Source organism: Paenibacillus sp. FSL R10-2734 (assembly GCF_037963865.1).
In the GTDB taxonomy this organism is placed as follows: domain Bacteria; phylum Bacillota; class Bacilli; order Paenibacillales; family Paenibacillaceae; genus Paenibacillus_AQ.
The window spans coordinates 5,440,413-5,458,537 of record NZ_CP150170.1 but is presented as its reverse complement, the minus strand read 5'-3'; the positions used below and the strand labels follow the sequence as shown (position 1 = coordinate 5,458,537).

Genomic DNA, 18,125 nt, shown 5'->3' with positions numbered 1-18,125 from the left:
AAGCGAGTGATGCTGGAAGCTTTGCAGGGTAAAGAGGTAACTATTTATTTTGTAGATGGCTCTAACGCTAGAAAAGGCATATTGGAATCGGTAAGTGAGAAGTTCATCAAATATCGAACAGAATTCGAGGAGATGTATATTCCCATTACTTCCGTCTGTTCCATCACACTAGATACTAAAGGACGGGAACGCGCCCGTGTAGGATTTGCACAATAACATCATCAGAGTATGAAAATAGGGTTAGGGGATGGTTCCCCTAACCCGTACTTTCGCGAATTGCCAAATAATGAGCTACATTTGCATGATGCTGAATACCTGTCTCGCCCTTAATCATTTTGATCAAGGTTCGAGTAGCGGTCATTCCAATCTCCGTTCCGGAATATTCCACCGAGGACAGCTTGGGCCGGACGACAGAAGCGATGAAGCTATTATCGAATCCGAACACGGCTACATCCTCTGGCACCCGAATACCGTTATCGATCAAGTAATTCATCGCCCCAACAGCCATCCAATCTGTGGAGCAAAAAACCGCAGTAGGCAGCTCCCCGCTATCCTTAATCCGACGCATAGCGTCGCTTCCATCTTCTACGGCCATTCCACTTTCTACAACCCATTCTTCCCTAAAGGTAATAGCAGCATCCATCAATGCTTGTCGATATCCACGATAACGATCGCCGCCCACCGCATTATCACCAGATACGCGGATCATGGCGATACTTCTATGTCCTTTTTGAATCAGATAAGTAACGGCTTCGTAGGAAGCGGTAACATTATCCAGATGAACAGAAGGGATTGAATCAATCTGAGATTGTTCTCCTACTAACACGCAAGGTGACCCGGATTTCTGGATAATCTCCAGATGCTCCTTATTCGGAACCGAGCCAACATATATATATCCCTCAGCCCCCATGTGGTGGAATAAGTTCAAATAATGAAGTTCACTTTCAACACTGCCGTCTGTTAATCCGACCAAAACATCATAACCATATAGTTCGGCAAGATCACGTATGCCAATATTGAAATCATCCAGCACGGTATTACTATTCTGTGGAATAATGACACCAATCAGAGGGGTATCCGATCTACCTGCTTCTGAACCAATAATATTTGGACGGTAATTCAGTTGTTTCATGGCTTCCAATACACGCTTACGGACTTCTTCGTTCACCGGTTTGCTGTTATTGACAACCCTTGATACGGTCGCTATCGAAACGTCAGCCATTTTGGCTATATCTTTAATTTTTACCTTCAAGAATATCACCATAACTTTCCAGGCTTGTATTCGTTCTAGAATATATCGCAAGCATATCACGGATAGCTTCAAGAATCCAAAAGATTATTGTTGACCGGGAAAATAAAAGATCATATAATGAGCGCATAGGAAAATAATTTCCTAATATAAATCATAAAAAGATAGGTTTTTAGACGGTTATATTAAGTTTTATTATGAAAATCACTAATTCGCGAATTAACTAGGAAAATATTTTCCTGAGCGGGTATATGAATACGAAGGAGCTGCATACATTGAACAGAACATGGTGGAAAGAAGCCACAGCGTATCAAATTTACCCACGGAGCTTTATGGACAGTAATGGCGATGGCGTTGGAGACTTACAGGGAGTTATCTCTAAACTCGATTATTTACAGGACCTTGGCATTAATGTCATTTGGATCTGTCCTATTTATAAATCCCCGAACGATGATAATGGATATGATATTTCGGATTACCAGGATATTATGGCGGAATTCGGGAGTATGGCTGATTTCGATCAGTTATTAAGCGAGGTTCATGCACGGGGTATGAAGCTGATTCTGGATCTTGTCATTAACCATACTTCTGACGAACATCCTTGGTTTGTTGAAGCGCGTTCCAGTAAGGACAACCCGAAGCGAGATTATTATATTTGGAGAGATCCTAAGGATGGAAAGGAACCGAATAACTGGGAGAGTATTTTTAGCGGTTCAATCTGGGAGTTCGACCCTGCTACAGAGCAATATTTCATGCATGTGTTCTCCAAAAGACAGCCTGACCTCAACTGGGAGAATCCTGAAGTGCGTCAGGAATTATATGGTATGGTCAATTGGTGGCTGGATAAAGGGATCGACGGCTTCCGAGTGGATGCTATATCACATATCAAGAAAATTGCAGGTCTTCCTGATCTACCGAATCCAGAGAATCTACCGTACGTTTCGTCCGGTGAGGGTCATATGAATCGGGAAGGAATTCATGATTTTCTACAGGAGTTGAAAAAGGAAACATTTGATCGTTATGACATTATGACTGTTGGTGAAGCGAGCGGAGTAAGTGTCGATCAAGCGGAAATGTGGGTAGGCGAGGAACAGGGTAAATTCAATATGATTTTTCAGTTCGAGCATTTAGCCCTTTGGAATAAGAGTGTTACTGGTGGCTTGGATGTTCTGCAGCTGAAGTCAGCACTTTCTCGTTGGCAAAAAGGTCTTGAGGGTAGAGGCTGGAATGCACTCTTTATCGAAAATCACGATCAGCCGCGTTCCGTTTCTACTTGGGGCAATGATGGCGAGTACTGGAAGGAGTCGGCCAAATCGCTGGCTACGATGTACTTCCTGATGCAGGGAACACCGTTTATTTATCAGGGCCAAGAAATTGGTATGACTAATGTAAGATTTGATTCGATGGATGATTATGATGATGTAGCGATGAAGAACCTGTATCGTTTAGAGACTGAAGCCGGAAAATCACATGAAGAAGTCATGGAGGTGATTTGGAAGAACGGTCGCGACAACTCCAGAACGCCAATGCAATGGAATGACACTGAGAACGCTGGTTTCAGCAGTGGTAAGCCTTGGATGAAGGTCAATCCGAATTTCACGGAGATCAATGTGGAGCGTGCGAAGCAGGACCCTGATTCCATCTATCATCATTATAAAAAGCTAATCGCACTACGGGCTGCCAATCCGGTGACCGTCTATGGAACCTATGATTTGATTTTGCCTGAAGACGAACGAATCTACGCTTATACTCGGACACTTGGCAATGAGAAATTGCTGGTTATGTCTAACCTGACTTCAGAGGAAGCACTGTTCGACCTTCCGTTTGATTTGGAATTTGACTCCAGTGAGTTGCTGCTGAATAACTATGAGGTTGACCCTGCCGAGAAGATCGAAACTGTGGCGTTACGTCCTTACGAATCTCGTGTGTATATGCTGGTTAGCGCACCTGTAGAGCAAGAGGCAACTCTTGAGACTGTGCCTGCTACCGTTTAATCATTTTAATAAATGCAAGAATGCCCCAAAGCCTATGGCAGAGGGGCATTTTTTTATAAAATGGCTATGTTATTTCCTAATGTTGATAATTGAAAAAAATATGCTGGTCGCTTCGTGCCTGTTTACTGTAAATGAGACAAACATTAATCTTCGACGAAAGGCTTCTACTTGCTGAACTAACGGGCAGCCTCTAATTGAGTTATTTTTTTATTACTTTCATAATTCCCAATGCTTTATTATAAATAAATCTTTCCCATCTCGATAGTAAACTATTTCCATTCTCACCGTTCGCGATTTGAGCAGCATGACGTTTATGAAACTCCGCTACTCGTTGATTATGCTTGTAATGAGCTGTGTTGAAACGTTGGTGGCGAAGGTGTGCTTTTGCATTCATTGTTTATTCCTTCTTCCATTTTTTAAAATTATACCATACTGGATAATTCAGCTACAACTAGGAGGTCGTTGCGCTAACGGTGAACTATAGTTCAATTAACAGGTAAATCTGACCGTTGCAGGATATAACTTTTAGACATATTGAGGAGTCGCTGAACGGCATTAAATTGTGCTTGGGTCGAACCGCCCTCAGTTTCAGAGCCATCGATTAGGTTATAGTTATTTCCATCCTCGTAATCGACACCAGTCAAGTACAAACTTGTGTCATTAATAAAAGAACCAGTAGGAAGAAAGTGTCTGACTGGTAGTAGATTAGTCTGTTGATTCATCAGGTCTTCTCCGAAGTGGAGCTGGTCCTTCATAGAGATACCTAACAGATTAGCTACAGTCGGTAAAATGTCGATCTGACCACCGGTCTGGGTGTAGACAGTAGGTTGGCCTATGCCTGGAGCATGAACAATGAAAGGAACGTTGAACATATCTGTATAGCCATACTCGTGTCCAACCATTTCCTCCATTAATGATTTCTCATTGCCGTCAAGGGAATACAGGGATACACCTTGATGATCTCCGTAGAAGACAATCACGCTATCGTCCCATAACCCGCTGAACTTCAGTTCGTCTAGAAATTGTCCCATGGCGTAATCCGCATAATTTTGGGCTAAAATATAGTCGCCGACTAAGGTCCCTTCGTACCGTTTAGGCAACGTCATTTTAAATTTAGATTCTGGCATTTTATAAGGGTGATGAGCGCTCATAGAAATGACCATCGCGTAAAAAGGATCGTCTTCCGCATCCATTTTGACTAATTCAGGAACGGTCTTGGCATACAGCACCTCATCGGAAGATCCAAATGCGATATGATCATCATCTCCATAAAAGGACTGATCGTAGTATTTATCAAAGCCCAGCACCTTGTATAAGGTTTTGCGATTCCAGAATTCCACGCTGTTGGTGTGAAAGGTGGCCGTATTGTATCCATTAGCTTTCATCAGTTTAGGCAGGCTCGGAAGCTCCTTGGTCATATAGTTGGAGGAAGTGGCTACTTCGTGATGAGGAACATATAGCGAGGTGTTCACTACAAATTCTGCATCTGATGTTGTTCCTTGCCCCGCGTTCGTATAGAAGTTATTGAAATAATGTTCGCTAGCTATAAGTTTATTTAGATTTGGAGTCACTTCCTGTCCATCAATGCTTAAGCCCAGCAGAAAGTTCTGAAATGACTCCATTTGCACCACAATTAGATTCTTACCTTGAGCCGCTGCCCAGTACTTTGGTGAGACTGGCTCCGTAATTCCTTTAGTAGCGTCCACTGCCTGTTGCGTAATTTCTTTGCTGTCGATCATTTCTTCCTTTTCCGTGGTGTCGGCAAAAAGGGTATATACCTCGTAATTGAGAATCCCCATACTCTCCGCCTTTTTAGTCTCGTTCATACTGGCGTGATTTGGCCAAATATTAAAGACACAGATCGCAAGAGAAACGCTGATAATCCCAAGCAAAGCAGTCCGGTTCATGCGTCGCTTCATGCCTCTTTCTTTCCAAATTGCAATATATTTCGGACGGAACATAAAGAACATGAAGACTACAATATCTACAAAAATGAACAAATAGTAAGGGTCCAGCAAGGAGTACGTGCTTTCTCCTACTTTGGTTACTTTATCCGCTTGTTCCAAGGCATGGTAAGTAGCAATCACACCGTAATATTTGTAATACATTAGGACGGCAAAATAAATCACTGAGATTAATAAGTTCGCAATCATGTAATACAGAAACTTCCGCTTGGAAGCCATCCACTCAATGAGTCCAAATACGATAAAGAAGAAAGGAATCTCTGTGAGCAGCATGCTCCAATTAGGGCCGTCATTAAATACCACGAACCAGGCCACTGCGCATTTTAAGAGCAGGATGAAGCTAAAGATTAGAAAGGGCTTGTTTTTAATCTGAAAATCTTTTTTCACTCGTTATCATCCTCTCTGGTGCAAAACACACTAAAACCCTGCATAACCCTGTATGTTGTGGGAATCCGTTGCAATATGCCGATGCTTATTATGCTCTTGATGTATTCGTGTGTCAAAAGACGGACGAGAGACCTAGAGCGCAACAACAAGCGATTTAAGCCACATAAACAGGTAAAATCAGCTTCAATCCTAAACTACAGGTTATATCTGTATAATTTGATTTTAAAAAATACAGCTCTCGCAACTTTACATAATATTTCACAGTCTAAACAAGGAGAGGGAATACAGCGGAGGTTTAGTTGGTGCTAGTCAACAGTTTGGTTCCTACAATTCTAAAGGAGTGATCTTAAGTGGGAAGGGAAATTTCAGGCTTTAACGTTCAGGTAAGACGGATTTGTTGTGCAGTTGTTGGGATAGCTATTATCCTAGCTACAGTCTCTCCATTAATAGTTAAGGCGGACAGTGCCGTGAATTTCCCAGATGAAAAGAAGTTATTGTCTGGCATCACAGGGCTGGATGCGGGAGATAGAAGTGCTTATGCCATCACTGCAGATGGAACAGCCTGGGCTTGGGGTGGTGGATACGGGTCAATTGGTAATGGGGCAACCACGCCGGCGTATACTCCAGTCAAAATGCATATCGATCATGTAAAGCAGGTTTCAGGTGGCTATCGTCATAATTTGATATTGAAAGAGGATGGAACCGTGTGGGCTGTGGGAGGGAACGAACATGGACAACTTGGCACTGGAACGCAGTCATTGACGGTTCTTGTAGAGCCGGTTCAAGTGAAGGGGTTAACGGAAGTGATTTCTGTTTCGGCAGGAGGCACACATAGCTTAGCGCTCCGAAAAGACGGAACCGTCTGGGCGTGGGGGGGCAATGAGCAAGGAGAACTCGGTGACAATTCTGGGAAAAATGGGCTAACACCGGTGCAGGTGAAAGGACTACCCTCTATTTTATCTATAGCTGCGGGATCAAATAATTCAGTAGCACTTGGTAACGGCGGAGAGGTATGGGTGTGGGGATCGTCTAAATCTATAGGAATTAAAAAGGACATGGTCTTAAAGCCTACTCTAATTGAAGGGAGTGGGGAGTATAGAGCTGTTGATATTGATGGACAGTATGGAGTAGCTTTGAGATGGGATGGTACTGTTTGGTTATGGAGTAATTACACAGATATGAATCAGGGAGAAGCTTTAAAGCCGATTCAGATTCCGGGACTCACAGATGTCGTATCAATGACAACAGACTCCGCGGTAAAGGCCGACGGGACCGTTTGGCAGTGGTCGATTGGCGATAAGAATAAGATTAATGTTACGCAGACCAGTGGTATACAAAATGCAGTTTCAATAACCAGCGGGAACAGAAATCATTATGTGCTCTTAAAAGACGGTCACGTCCTCGCCTGGGGGACGAATGAATTCGGGCAGACAGGCTTGGGGGTTAGGGATTTTATGATTGATACACCTAAGCCAGTGAAAAAATGGATTCAGGTGCAGTTGAACAATAATGAAATGGAACTGACCATGGCTCCTTTACTGATTAACAATTCTACGTACGTCCCGTTAAGGGGAGTATTTCAGCAAATGGGCGTGAATGTACGTTGGGACGTTCCATCGAGATCAGTCGTTGCGGTGAAGGGATCTACAACGCTAATCTTAAATTCGGTAAATGGACAAACGACTGTGGATGGAAAAGGAATAGCCACAGATCAAAAACCAGTCTTCATTAATGATAGTGTATACGTACCGCTAAGACTGATAAGCGAAATGCTAGGTGCTAAGGTGGAATGGGATGCAGAAGCTTATGCAGTTCGAATCCATTCCAATTAAAGAGGGGTGTTTTGACATTAAGTATTGTTTGTATTGGTGTAACTAATACAAACAATACTTTTTTTGAATGGAAGGATAAAATGATCATTACGCTTTATTTTAAAAGTGATACTTCAGAAAAGAGCTCCCAAACGACGGGAGCTCCAGAGTGTCGAGAAACCCAGTCATTTTCATGACCATGGGTTTCTCTTTTTGTATTTAGACATCGTAAAACAGGAAAACGAGGGGGTTACCCTCGTTTTTCTAGGCGATCTAGATGGATCGCCATCTTCTTCATGTTCTGCACAGCCGCCGTCATCAGTGCCTGTTCTCTAACATTTGGCAGCCCCCGCAAACGGCAATAGCGAAACCCATGGAGCTCTTTAGCATCCGCAAAGCTTCGCTCTATCGTTTCTTTTCGTTTTCGGTATAAATGCTTACCGGACTTACTCAATCGGTTATTTCGTACCCAATCCTTACTATCCTCCCAAACATGTCGGGTCACCACTTTCCGGTGGTTTCTGGATTGTGTACACTGGTCCAGCAGAGGACAACTCTTACAATGCTCCGGATCGGAAGCATAGTGTCGGTAGCCTTTGCGGTCTGTGGTTCGGTAGTTCAGTTCATGACTTGCCGGACAAACGTATATATTTCGCTCCCTATCAAATGAGAATCTCCACTTTGGAAACAAGCCTTGTCTTGGGTGAAACCTCCGGTGAGCTATCACGGCAAAAATCTTTCGGCTTTGTAAACCTCGGCAAATCGGTGTCGTTAAATAACCAGAATCCAAAGCAACAGCTTCAACCTTAAATCCAAAACGTTCCCGCTGACGATCTAAACGCGACAAATAAGGCACGGAATCATGGACATTTCCGGGCGTGACATGCACATCGGTTATGAGATTGTATTTGGTATCCACCGTGCGGTGGTCCAGATAAAAGAAGCCTTCTGGTTTTCCATCCCGGATCATATATCCACTGTCTGGATCCGTCTTGCTTACTTTAATTTCTTTTTCTTCGTTCACTTCCTCTCTAGGTTTTAGGACTTTTTTCCATGCTCTTTTCGATCTGCTGCTACAGCAGTGTTAAGTTCATCGACGTAATCTTTAGTATTTTGCAGCACTTGTTGTTTGGTATATTGGTGTTTATTGGCATTCGCTTTAACATGCGTCGAGTCGCTCACCAAAACACGTCCACCAACCATCCGGTGAGAGATGGCCTGCAACACAATTTCATCGAAAATATCCTGAAAGATGTTCGTGTCTTTAAATCGGGTTCGCCGGTTCCAACTAATAGTCGTATGGTCTGGCACCTTGTCGGTTAGTCCCAGTCCTAAAAACCAACGATAGGCCAAATTGGTTTGGATCTCTCGCTCCAATTGACGTTCGGAACGAATACCGTATAAGTATCCGAGAAAAATCATCTTAAATAAAATGACAGGGTCAATAGCAGGACGTCCATTATCTGCACAGTACAACGGACGAACCATATCATCGATGAAGGAGAAATCAATATACTTATCTACTTTGCGTAGCAAATGATCTTTAGGAACCAATTCTTCAATGGAAACAAACTCGTACGCTTGTTGTTTTTCTCGATTGGCACGCAACATTTAAAACACCATCCGTTCTATAAATAGTTACCTATATTATACAACATTAACGCGGTGTCGCTTTAAATAATTGTGACACAAAGAAGGCTGTCGAGACTTTCTCGACAGCCTGGAGCTCCCAAACGACGGGAGCTCTTTATCATTATAATGATCTGTTTTTTAATCAGTATTGACTTAACTGGTTTTAATGATTTATAGTGAAGTTGCAATTAATTAGACAACTATATATACCACGTACTACCGTTGTTTATTTTTTTATTTGTAGCGTATGAAGACAAAGTCATCAAGAAGGAGGCATTCACTTCTCAAAATTTAATTGCTATTCTCTGTAAGCGAATACATCTTTGCGTTCAACAAGACCAAAAAACATAAGCACTGACAACGCAAGAAAGGAAAAGGAAAATGACAAATAGAAAATGGAGAAAAAACGGACCCATTTTAAGTACCGAAAATCAGAGAGGTTATTTTGATATCCCCTATGGCACAGCATCTGACGCTCAAAAGCTAGATATTTGGCTACCTGAAGGGGATGGTCCCTTTCCCGTAATTGTTTCCATACATGGTGGAGGATTTGTAGCGTGCGATAAACGCCAAAAAGATATGATTGAGCCGATGCTTGAAGGCCGAAATAGAGGGTATGCCATTGTTTCCATAAATTACAGACTGACGGATGAAGTGATATTTCCTGAACCAGTAAGAGACGTAAAGATGGCCATCCGTTTTATCAAAAAGAATGCTGCCAAATTTCATTTGGATCCGCAAAAAATTGCCACTTGGGGTGGTTCCGCAGGTGGTTATTTAGCCCTTATGACAGCGGTTTTTGCTAATGAAGCTCTGTTTGATACTGAACAGGATCCCAACAAAGATATTCCTACGGACATATCGGCGGTTGTTTCTTGGTATCCGGTTTCCGACTTTTCTCGTTTGGATCACGATTTACAGGTGAATTATATTCTCCAGGAAAACTCACTATACGAACCGGTGGATATCAGTGACGAATACGAAGAAGTCTTCCCTATCTCAAAGCGCAACGAATTCCCTTTTCATACAAAGGACGGTGTCTTAGAAAAGTTGGTTGGAGGTCGCATAGAAGAGTTGGGTCAGCAAGTTAAAAGATTGAATCCTATGAGCTATATCAATAAAGATATTCCAAAGATTTTGTTGCAACATGGAGGTGGCGATGATATTACTCCAATGCAACAATCAATCGATTTCGCATTGAAAGTAAATCACCTTTTCGGTAGAGAACACGCTAAGGTTGAGATTTTTCCAAATGCTATTCATTCCTCGGTGATATTTGAAACGAAAACGAATATTGGACGTGTTTTGGATTTTATCGATATTGAATTAAAGAAATGAGTAAAGAAGCAGATTGACAAATCTCGGGTCCATTGCGAAAAAAGAGTCTCTAGACGTTAAAATTGAGGCTGCGAGATGAACAAACGACAGCAGAAGAACGGGGAGCGGACTTACCAAAATCATTAAAATTGCATTGTAACTCGCTTAAGCTAAGCTGTTCTAGAAGAGGGGGAATAGTACATGACAGAACTAAACGCAAGCGCAGCGAAATCTCAAGAATATACTATAAAGAAAGCAGTACCTGTTCTATTACTATTATTTTTATTATGTTTGGTCATTGACGGTTCATTTAAAATTGTTTCGGTAGATATAGCAAAAGATTTTAATATATCTGCGACGATGGTATCCTGGCAAGCGACCTTAGCAGGACTAGTTTTTGGGATCGGGGCAGTGGTATACGCCGCTTTGTCCGATACCATCAGTATCCGAAGACTTATTAGTGTAGGTATTGTAATAATATGTGTTGGTTCAGTGATGGGTTTTGTTTTTCAACATTCGTATATTATGGTTGTTATTTCACGAGTCATTCAAACGATGGGGCTGACATCCGCAGAAACTTTATATGTGATCTTTGTGACTAAACAATTGCCTCTAAATGAACAAAAGAAATTTTTAGGATTAAGTACAAGCAGCTTTGCATTGTCTCAAGTAATAGGATCCTTGACCGGTGGATTTGTTTCTACTTATTTCCATTGGACGACCCTGTTTTTAGTTTCATTGGTAACTCTATTCATTCTTCCTTTTATTCTGAAATATCTGCCAAAAGAAGAGAAAAGAGGTCTGAATGTCGATATAACTGGTTTATTCCTGGTGGGAGTAACTGCAGCAACTCTATTATTCTATATTACTAACTTTAATACTATTTATCTTATAGCGTTTATTGTCGCCCTCGTCCTGTTCTTAACCTATATCAACAAAAGTTCTAAAGCCTTCATTAGCCTTTCATTTTTCAAAAATAAGCAATTCATTTCTTTGTTATTGATAGTTTTTGTTATTTACTCTGTACAATTAGCCTATATCTTTTTGTTTCCATTTCTTCTGGGGAATATTTTCAATATGAGACTCGATACGATTTCGTTACTGCTAATCCCGTCTTTTGTCTTAGCGGCAACGGTTGGTGCGCTTTCCGGAAAAGTAGCGAAAATGTTAGGGAGCAAGCAATGCATCATGATTGCAATGACAGGTATTACCGTTAGTTTGTTGGTAGGTGCATTCTTTATCGAAAGCTCTGTTATGCTGATTAGTTCAATGATTCTATTCGCTTGTTCTTACGCGTTTATGTATGCTCCGTTAATTGATTCATACGTTGGTACAGTTGGGAAGGAAAAGTCCGGTACCGCGATTGGATTTTACAACTTAATTATGGGTGTAGGCGCTTCTATCGGTATTGCTTATGCGGCGGTAATGATGGATAAGCCATCATTACAATTGCTTCCTAACATAAATAATCCGGTCGCTTCCGTATACAGTACTATTTTAGTGGTTCTTTCCCTCGTTACGCTTTTTAGCTTATTCCTATACTGGGTTTTGGTAGGACGTCTAATTAAGAAATAGAGGGAATTCAAAAGCATGGAGAGGAAAAATTTATAATGCAAAATATGAGACAGCAGATTAAGGAAGCAGCTTCATTTGTCGAGGAAAAGATCGGATTTCGGCCGCAGATCGGTCTGATTCTGGGTTCGGGTTTAGGAGTTCTAGCTGATTTAATTGAAGAAGTGAAAGTGATTCCTTACGAATCAATTCCACATTTTCCGATTTCAACCGTGGAAGGCCATGCTGGGGAACTGGTAGCAGGGCAAATTAAAGGTAAACATGTGATCATGATGAAGGGACGTTTTCACCTCTATGAAGGTTATGAAGCACAGTCGGTCTCATTTCCCGTTCGTGTTCTTAGAGAGATTGGGGTTAATCAGATAATCGTTACCAATGCTGCTGGGGGCGTTCATTTCGATTATGAAGTGGGAGATCTGATGCTCATTGCCGACCATATTAATAATATGGGTAAAAATCCGCTTGTGGGTCCGAACGATAAGGATTTAGGAGTAAGGTTTCCGGATATGAGCGCAGCTTACAGCAAGCGTCTTATTCGATTGGCACACGAAGTTGCGAAACGCGAATCATTCGAATTTCGCGAAGGCGTTTACATGGGGAATTTGGGACCAACTTACGAGACGCCTGCAGAGGTAAGAATGGCCCGCCTTATGGGTGCTGATGCCGTTGGGATGTCCACGGTTCCAGAGGTGATCGTTGCCCGTCATGCTGGAATGGAAGTGCTAGGCATCTCATGCATAACTAATAAAGCAGCAGGAATTCTGGAACAGTCATTGTCTCATGAGGAAGTCATGGAAGCCACAGAGCAAGTTAAGCCGAAATTTCTAAATCTTGTGCTCGGGATCATTGAAGAGATGTAGTTGTTTTTCATTATAAGCAAAAAGGAGAGCAATTAACCCATGAAAGAACAATTCGTATCGATTCCTAACGGAAGTCATAATATTCCTGGTATAATGGTAAGCCCATCAGGAGCAACAAAGGACAAACCAGTTCCTATTGTATTGCTGTTGCATGGTACGGGTGGTAATAAAAATGAACTTGGAGATATCTACAAACGACTAGCTGCTCAATTAGCATCAAGAGGATATGCATCTTTGCGGATCGACTTTGCAGGAGGTGGGGATAGTTCTCAACCTTATGTTGAGAATAATTTTGATGATTCAGTCGCGGACACTCTGAAATCGGTCGAATTCATCGCCAATGATTCAGGAATAGATAATAATCGGATCGGTGTATTGGGTTACAGCCAAGGAGGGCGAATAGCGCAAGTAGTAGCAGGCCGCGTGCCAAAAGTTAAAGCACTTGCTACCTGGTCATCCGCGCCGTCAAACGGTGTAGAAGATTTAGAGCTTATTTTCAAACTTGACGATGAAGCCTATGCGAAAGGTTCAGTTATCGTTACAATGCCATGGGGTACTCAATTAGAATTTGGTGAAAAATTCTTTACAGCGATGAAAAATTCACGTGCACTTGATGAGGTTGCCAAATATAATGGCCCATTACTAGCAATTGGAGGTTCTGAAGATCCTGTCGTTCCACCTAAATTGGCAAGGAAATTAGTGCAACATGCTGGAAGTACCGATGCGACTTTGCGTATTATTGATGGAGCAGATCATGGTTTCAAAATATACGTTGGTGACAAATTAAATCCTGATCAATCTATTGCAGAGGGTCTGTTAAAGATAACAACGGACTGGTTTACTGAAAAACTTTAAATATCATGAAAAAAATAGTTGGACAGGACGTTATTCCGGCCCAACTATTTTTTTATATAATTTGTAATCGTGAAAATTATACAGCGAAGATCTATTCTTTTAATCGTTTGAAATTGATTTGGATTTAGTTCTATTTATTTTCCCCAACGACTAAGGTTGCGCATTCCAACTGACGGGATATAATGTATATCGAGGAGGAGTATCTTAATGCCGATTAAAAATAAAGACAAGTCCCATCTATATTTGGATGTTTATGATAAAATACTAAAACTAATTAATGAGGGAGTTTATCCGGTGGGGAGTAAGTTGCCTGCGGAATTGGAACTTTCCAAAATGATGAATGTTAGTAGGATGACTTTACGCCAAGCCTTAAGCTTACTTCAAGAAGATGGCTATATCGTGACGATCCATGGACAAGGAAACTTTATTAAAGATAATACAAAATTACGAAGTGTTGGATTAGAGAAAATAGGGGATACAGTTTCTAATTGTTGTACGGAAGCTATTGATGACATTGATTCCGACTTTCGCCTTGAATTTGTCAACGATTATGATTATATAAAAAAACTGTTCGGTATTAATTCGGCAGTGTGTATTGGATTTAACAGGTGGTACAAAAGTAAAAATGAAATTGTTGCGCACACCTTTTCCATACTGCCAAGTGAAATCGCTTCAAAATTCCAAGTAAATCTTAATGATAAAGAATGCCTTTTCGAATTGCTTGAAGAACGAATTTATGAATATGCACATTCTTCGACAATAGAAGTTAAATTTACAAAATCCGTTATTTCCACTTCGACCCATCGACTCCATTCAAACAATGATTTATATACACTATTAATTGAGAGTTTATATGATTCGATTGGCCATGTTATTCTCCAGAATAAAATATATATACCGACCGAATTCAGTTCGATTAAAATTAATCGGATAAATAAATAGATTATTGCTGAAGCCAAGCGATATTCCTGAAAGCTGGCTTCTATCTATAGTGAGTTGAGTTGAAAATTGAAATTTAATTGGAGGGCGAAAGCCCTCTTTTTATTTTTTTAATCATCTTTATGCCTTGCTTAAAGTAAAACATGAGATTCTTATACACGGATGATGATGAATATTGGATCAATGGGACAACGTATAATAACCCTAATGATCGCTCTGTTATGGTTCCGAAGCGGCTTGGAATTGGAACTACGATTAATATTGGGACAAAAACGGGTAAGAGTATATATTACGGCCTCTTTGTATTCATTGCACTGCTGTTGATCGGGACGGGGGGGGGGGATGGGCGTTCAGGCTGATTTCTCAACACCTACATTAACTTCAGATGGGAATGGAACCGTATCAATTGATTACCAGATGTATATGTGCTTTATAACAATAAGGATGCCACTGAGACCGAGCGCATCTATGCGGATTTGAAGAAAGAGGAGTGAGGTATATAGGTGTATAATATAGTAAACGAGAGTATTTGAGAGTATTAACAGGAATAATTGAATATTTTACACAATAATCGTCGTTTTTTGTCCGTTTTTATTGATTTATTCGAAAATACTCTGTATAATCAGCCTTGTTGATTTTGCAAATGGAATTTTAGGAGGTTTTTATTTTGGGAAAAGCGTTAATTATTGGCGCTGGTGGTGTTTCCAGTGTTGTTGTTCACAAATGCTGCCAGAACCCGGATGTATTTGAAGAGATCTGCATCGCTAGCAGAACTGTCGCGAAATGTGACGCTCTGAAAGATAAATTAGCCGGAGGCCGCACGAAGATTTCTACCGCTCAGCTTGATGCAGATAATACGGATGAAGTCATTGAATTGATTAAGAGCTTTGAGCCAGATGTCGTTATTAATGTCGCTCTCCCATATCAAGACCTAACGATTATGGATGCATGCCTGGCAACAGGAGTGCACTATTTAGATACTGCTAACTATGAACCACAAGATACAGCGAAATTTGAATACTCTTGGCAGTGGGCTTACAAAGAAAGATTCGAAAAAGCAGGTCTTACCGCGTTGCTGGGCAGTGGATTTGATCCGGGTGTAACGGGTGTGTTCACGGCTTACGCTCAAAAGCACTATTTTGATGAGATTCATACCATTGATATTGTAGATGCTAATGCGGGAGATCACGGATATCCGTTTGCAACAAACTTTAATCCTGAAATCAATATTCGTGAAATTACAGCCAATGGCCGCTATTTCGAGAATGGTGAGTGGATTGAAACTGCACCGCTTTCTGAGAAAAAAGTATACGATCTTCCTGAGATTGGCCCTAAGGATATTTATCTTTTGTATCATGAAGAATTGGAATCCTTGGCCGTTAACATCAAAGGTGTGAAGAAGATCCGTTTTTGGATGACCTTCTCACAGAACTACCTGACTCACTTGAAAGTACTTGAGAATGTCGGCATGACTTCTATAGAGCCAATCATGTATGAAGGTAAAGAGATCGTTCCTCTTCAATTTTTGAAGGCTATTTTGCCGGACCCAGCTTCCCTAGGACCAAGAACAAAAGGTAAAACTAACATTGGATGTATCATCCAAGGAACCAAAGACGGAAAGCCAAAAACTTATTATGTATACAATGTTTGCGATCATGAAGAGTGCTATGCAGAGGTTGGCTCCCAAGCCATTTCTTACACAACAGGCGTTCCTGCAATGATCGGAGCTATGTTAATTATAAAAGGAATCTGGAAGAAACCAGGTGTATTCAACGTCGAAGAGTTCGATCCAGATCCATTCATGGAAGCTCTAAATAAATATGGTCTGCCTTGGCAAGAAGATTTCTCGCCAACGCTGCTTGACTAAGCGCGAGTAGTGGATATAGATTTCAGCGGACGGTTATCTTAATATATAAAAAAGGTGTCCCTTTAGTGAACTGCACCCCGTCAAGTAGACAATACAATAAATAAAAGTAGTTTAAGCGGCCTTAGTCCTAAATTCAATGGGACTGAGGCCGTTTAGTTTTGCCTGTAACCGTTCGTTATTGTAAAAGTGAATGTAGCTATCAATATCTGTTTGAAGTTCTTCAAAGGTCTGGTAGGTATGTAAGTAGAACTTTTCACATTTCAATGTTCCCCAGAAGGATTCCATCGGCCCATTGTCAATGCAACAGCCCACTCGGGACATGCTTTGCTTCAGTTGTGCATCGTCCAGCATCTTCTTAAAATTCAGAGAGGTATACTGGAAACCACGGTCACTATGGAGTAAGGATCGGCTCTCCGGCGCTGCCTGCAAAGCTAATTCCAGCGTGTTAAAAACTAGCGAATTATTATTGGAATGGCCCAGAACGTAAGCAACAATGGACTTGTCATACAGATCTTTTATTGCACTTAAATACGCCTTCTTGCCGTTGCCATATTTGAATTCTGTTACATCCGTTACCCATTTTTGGTTTGGAGCTTCCGCCTCAAAGTTACGGTTCAGCACATTCTCTGCGACCTGCTGAGGCGTAGAGCCTATGTACTTCTTTCTCTTTCTGCGGATGACAGACTGGATGCCCTGGAGTCTCATAAGGCGGTACACTCGCTTAGCATTAATAGATTTGTCCATTTGTCTGCGCAAATGTAGGGTCAATTGACGATACCCAAAGGTCCGTTCCACCTTCTCATACAAGAGGAGCATAGCCTCTGTCAGTTTCTTGTTGTCGGTTTCTCGGGAACTGGGTTCACGATTCAACCATTTGTAGTAGCTTGACCGCGAAATCCCAGCGATATCACACAAAAGCTGAATGGAGCAAGACTCCTCTTGCTGAACAGCCTGAATCGCCAGGTAGATGTCCTCCTGACGAACGTGACTTAACGTCTCCTCCTTTCGAGTTCCTCTAACTTTTTTAGAAAAGCATTCTCCGCACGCAGGCGTGCATTCTCGTATTCCAGCTTTTGCATCGCGAGTTTGTGGCGATCTGCTTCGGTAAGTTCTTCAGGCGCTTTGGTGCGTCCTCTGCCGTCTTGTAACGCCTCTTCACCACCTGCTTCGTACTTCTTTACCCAGCTATATACTTGTTGGTAAGAAACGTGAAAATGGGTTGCTGTCTTCGTATAGTCTTGTCCATTTGAAAGACAGTACAGCACAATATCCATCCGCTCCTGCCAAGTGGTTGCGCGTCCTTTGGTCATAGCTCTAGTTCCTCCTAAATTAGCAGTTAAGCTGTTGCTATGACCATTATACTTCTTAATCCAATTGGCAAGTTGGGTTGTGCTTGCAATCTTATACTTGTAGATGATTTGGCTTTGCGACAATTTCTCCTCGAGATAATCCCTAACTGCTTGGAGTTTGAGCTCTGGCGAATACTTTTGATTGTGGGATCGCACCTCCAGGCCTTCGTAACCGTACAATTGATAACGTCTTCGCCACTTCACTACAGATGTTTTGGATAAGTCGTATTTTCGAGCCGCAGCTTTTAAACTAATTTGGCCGCATTCAATTTCTTGGAGAATCGTTAATTTTTCAAGTGCCGTAAACTTTTTTTGTTCCATAAAAATGC

General features: G+C 41.5%; 15 protein-coding genes. 10 read left to right on the top strand and 5 right to left on the bottom strand.

The window, feature by feature from the left end:
- The first annotated feature begins 9 nt into the window (after nt 1-9).
- The gene (locus NSS67_RS23935) at nt 10-216 is read left to right on the top strand and encodes a hypothetical protein (protein ID WP_339320685.1); all 207 of its coding nucleotides are present in this window, start codon (nt 10-12) and stop codon (nt 214-216) included.
- 40 nt (nt 217-256) lie between these two features.
- Here NSS67_RS23935 and NSS67_RS23930 read toward each other — a convergent pair whose 3' ends face one another.
- Complete coding sequence (locus NSS67_RS23930; RefSeq protein WP_339316124.1) at nt 257-1,264, bottom strand: LacI family DNA-binding transcriptional regulator; 1,008 nt, start codon at nt 1,262-1,264, stop codon at nt 257-259.
- Between the two features lie 260 nt (nt 1,265-1,524).
- On the opposite strand from NSS67_RS23930, the gene NSS67_RS23925 reads away from it, so the two are divergent.
- Nucleotides 1,525-3,243, top strand: a complete 1,719-nt coding sequence (locus NSS67_RS23925) for an alpha-glucosidase (RefSeq protein WP_339316123.1) — start codon at nt 1,525-1,527, stop codon at nt 3,241-3,243.
- Nucleotides 3,244-3,442: 199 nt separating this feature from the next.
- On the opposite strand, the gene NSS67_RS23920 is transcribed toward NSS67_RS23925, so the two are convergent.
- Nucleotides 3,443-3,637 carry a hypothetical protein gene (locus tag NSS67_RS23920; RefSeq protein WP_339316122.1) on the bottom strand — a complete coding sequence of 65 codons (195 nt, stop codon included), beginning with the start codon at nt 3,635-3,637 and terminating at the stop codon, nt 3,443-3,445.
- Between the two features lie 91 nt (nt 3,638-3,728).
- Nucleotides 3,729-5,594: an LTA synthase family protein gene (locus NSS67_RS23915; protein ID WP_339316121.1), complete on the bottom strand. Its 1,866-nt coding sequence runs from the start codon at nt 5,592-5,594 to the stop codon at nt 3,729-3,731.
- A gap of 350 nt (nt 5,595-5,944) precedes the next feature.
- Here NSS67_RS23915 and NSS67_RS23910 point away from each other — a divergent pair, with 350 nt between their 5' ends.
- Nucleotides 5,945-7,426 carry a stalk domain-containing protein gene (locus tag NSS67_RS23910; RefSeq protein ID WP_339316120.1) on the top strand — a complete coding sequence of 494 codons (1,482 nt, stop codon included), beginning with the start codon at nt 5,945-5,947 and terminating at the stop codon, nt 7,424-7,426.
- 229 nt (nt 7,427-7,655) lie between these two features.
- On the opposite strand, the gene NSS67_RS23905 is transcribed toward NSS67_RS23910, so the two are convergent.
- Nucleotides 7,656-9,016, bottom strand: a protein-coding gene (locus NSS67_RS23905; protein ID WP_339316119.1) for an IS1182 family transposase whose coding sequence is annotated in 2 segments (ribosomal slippage) — nt 7,656-8,449 and nt 8,449-9,016 — 1,362 coding nt in all. Because the reading frame shifts where the segments join, the coding sequence is not laid out codon by codon here.
- Between the two features lie 402 nt (nt 9,017-9,418).
- On the opposite strand from NSS67_RS23905, the gene NSS67_RS23900 reads away from it, so the two are divergent.
- The 7 genes from NSS67_RS23900 to NSS67_RS23870 all read left to right on the top strand — a co-directional run bounded on the left by NSS67_RS23900 (nt 9,419) and on the right by NSS67_RS23870 (nt 16,447).
- Nucleotides 9,419-10,375 carry an alpha/beta hydrolase gene (locus NSS67_RS23900; RefSeq protein WP_339316118.1) on the top strand — a complete coding sequence of 319 codons (957 nt, stop codon included), beginning with the start codon at nt 9,419-9,421 and terminating at the stop codon, nt 10,373-10,375.
- Nucleotides 10,376-10,555: 180 nt separating this feature from the next.
- Nucleotides 10,556-11,929: an MFS transporter gene (locus NSS67_RS23895; protein WP_339316117.1), complete on the top strand. Its 1,374-nt coding sequence runs from the start codon at nt 10,556-10,558 to the stop codon at nt 11,927-11,929.
- A 35-nt stretch (nt 11,930-11,964) separates the two neighbouring features.
- Complete coding sequence (locus NSS67_RS23890; RefSeq protein ID WP_339316116.1) at nt 11,965-12,786, top strand: purine-nucleoside phosphorylase; 822 nt, start codon at nt 11,965-11,967, stop codon at nt 12,784-12,786.
- Between the two features lie 39 nt (nt 12,787-12,825).
- Nucleotides 12,826-13,641, top strand: a complete 816-nt coding sequence (locus NSS67_RS23885; protein ID WP_339316115.1) for an alpha/beta fold hydrolase — start codon at nt 12,826-12,828, stop codon at nt 13,639-13,641.
- A gap of 207 nt (nt 13,642-13,848) precedes the next feature.
- Nucleotides 13,849-14,583, top strand: a complete 735-nt coding sequence (locus NSS67_RS23880) for a GntR family transcriptional regulator (RefSeq protein WP_339316114.1) — start codon at nt 13,849-13,851, stop codon at nt 14,581-14,583.
- Between the two features lie 140 nt (nt 14,584-14,723).
- On the top strand, nt 14,724-14,939 hold the full coding sequence (locus NSS67_RS23875) for a DUF5808 domain-containing protein (RefSeq protein WP_339316113.1): 216 nt from the start codon (nt 14,724-14,726) through the stop codon (nt 14,937-14,939).
- Between the two features lie 308 nt (nt 14,940-15,247).
- Entirely contained in the window at nt 15,248-16,447 is a 1,200-nt protein-coding gene (locus NSS67_RS23870; protein WP_339316112.1) for a saccharopine dehydrogenase family protein, read from the top strand.
- Between the two features lie 111 nt (nt 16,448-16,558).
- On the opposite strand, the gene NSS67_RS23865 is transcribed toward NSS67_RS23870, so the two are convergent.
- A protein-coding gene (locus NSS67_RS23865) for an IS3 family transposase (protein WP_339316111.1) occupies nt 16,559-18,117 on the bottom strand; the annotation gives its coding sequence in 2 pieces (ribosomal slippage) (nt 16,559-17,484 and nt 17,484-18,117; 1,560 coding nt in all).
- Nucleotides 18,118-18,125 lie beyond the last annotated feature (8 nt).

What these genes read in the sequence shown, in the direction of transcription:
- NSS67_RS23935 (WP_339320685.1), top strand. Translation starts at nt 10, where the DNA reads ATGCTGGAAGCTTTGCAGGGTAAAGAGGTAACTATTTATTTTGTAGAT.
- NSS67_RS23930 (WP_339316124.1), bottom strand. Translation starts at nt 1,264, where the DNA reads ATGGTGATATTCTTGAAGGTAAAAATTAAAGATATAGCCAAAATGGCT.
- NSS67_RS23920 (WP_339316122.1), bottom strand. Translation starts at nt 3,637, where the DNA reads ATGAATGCAAAAGCACACCTTCGCCACCAACGTTTCAACACAGCTCAT.
- NSS67_RS23900 (WP_339316118.1), top strand. Translation starts at nt 9,419, where the DNA reads ATGACAAATAGAAAATGGAGAAAAAACGGACCCATTTTAAGTACCGAA.
- NSS67_RS23895 (WP_339316117.1), top strand. Translation starts at nt 10,556, where the DNA reads ATGACAGAACTAAACGCAAGCGCAGCGAAATCTCAAGAATATACTATA.
- NSS67_RS23890 (WP_339316116.1), top strand. Translation starts at nt 11,965, where the DNA reads ATGCAAAATATGAGACAGCAGATTAAGGAAGCAGCTTCATTTGTCGAG.
- NSS67_RS23885 (WP_339316115.1), top strand. Translation starts at nt 12,826, where the DNA reads ATGAAAGAACAATTCGTATCGATTCCTAACGGAAGTCATAATATTCCT.
- NSS67_RS23880 (WP_339316114.1), top strand. Translation starts at nt 13,849, where the DNA reads ATGCCGATTAAAAATAAAGACAAGTCCCATCTATATTTGGATGTTTAT.
- NSS67_RS23875 (WP_339316113.1), top strand. Translation starts at nt 14,724, where the DNA reads ATGAGATTCTTATACACGGATGATGATGAATATTGGATCAATGGGACA.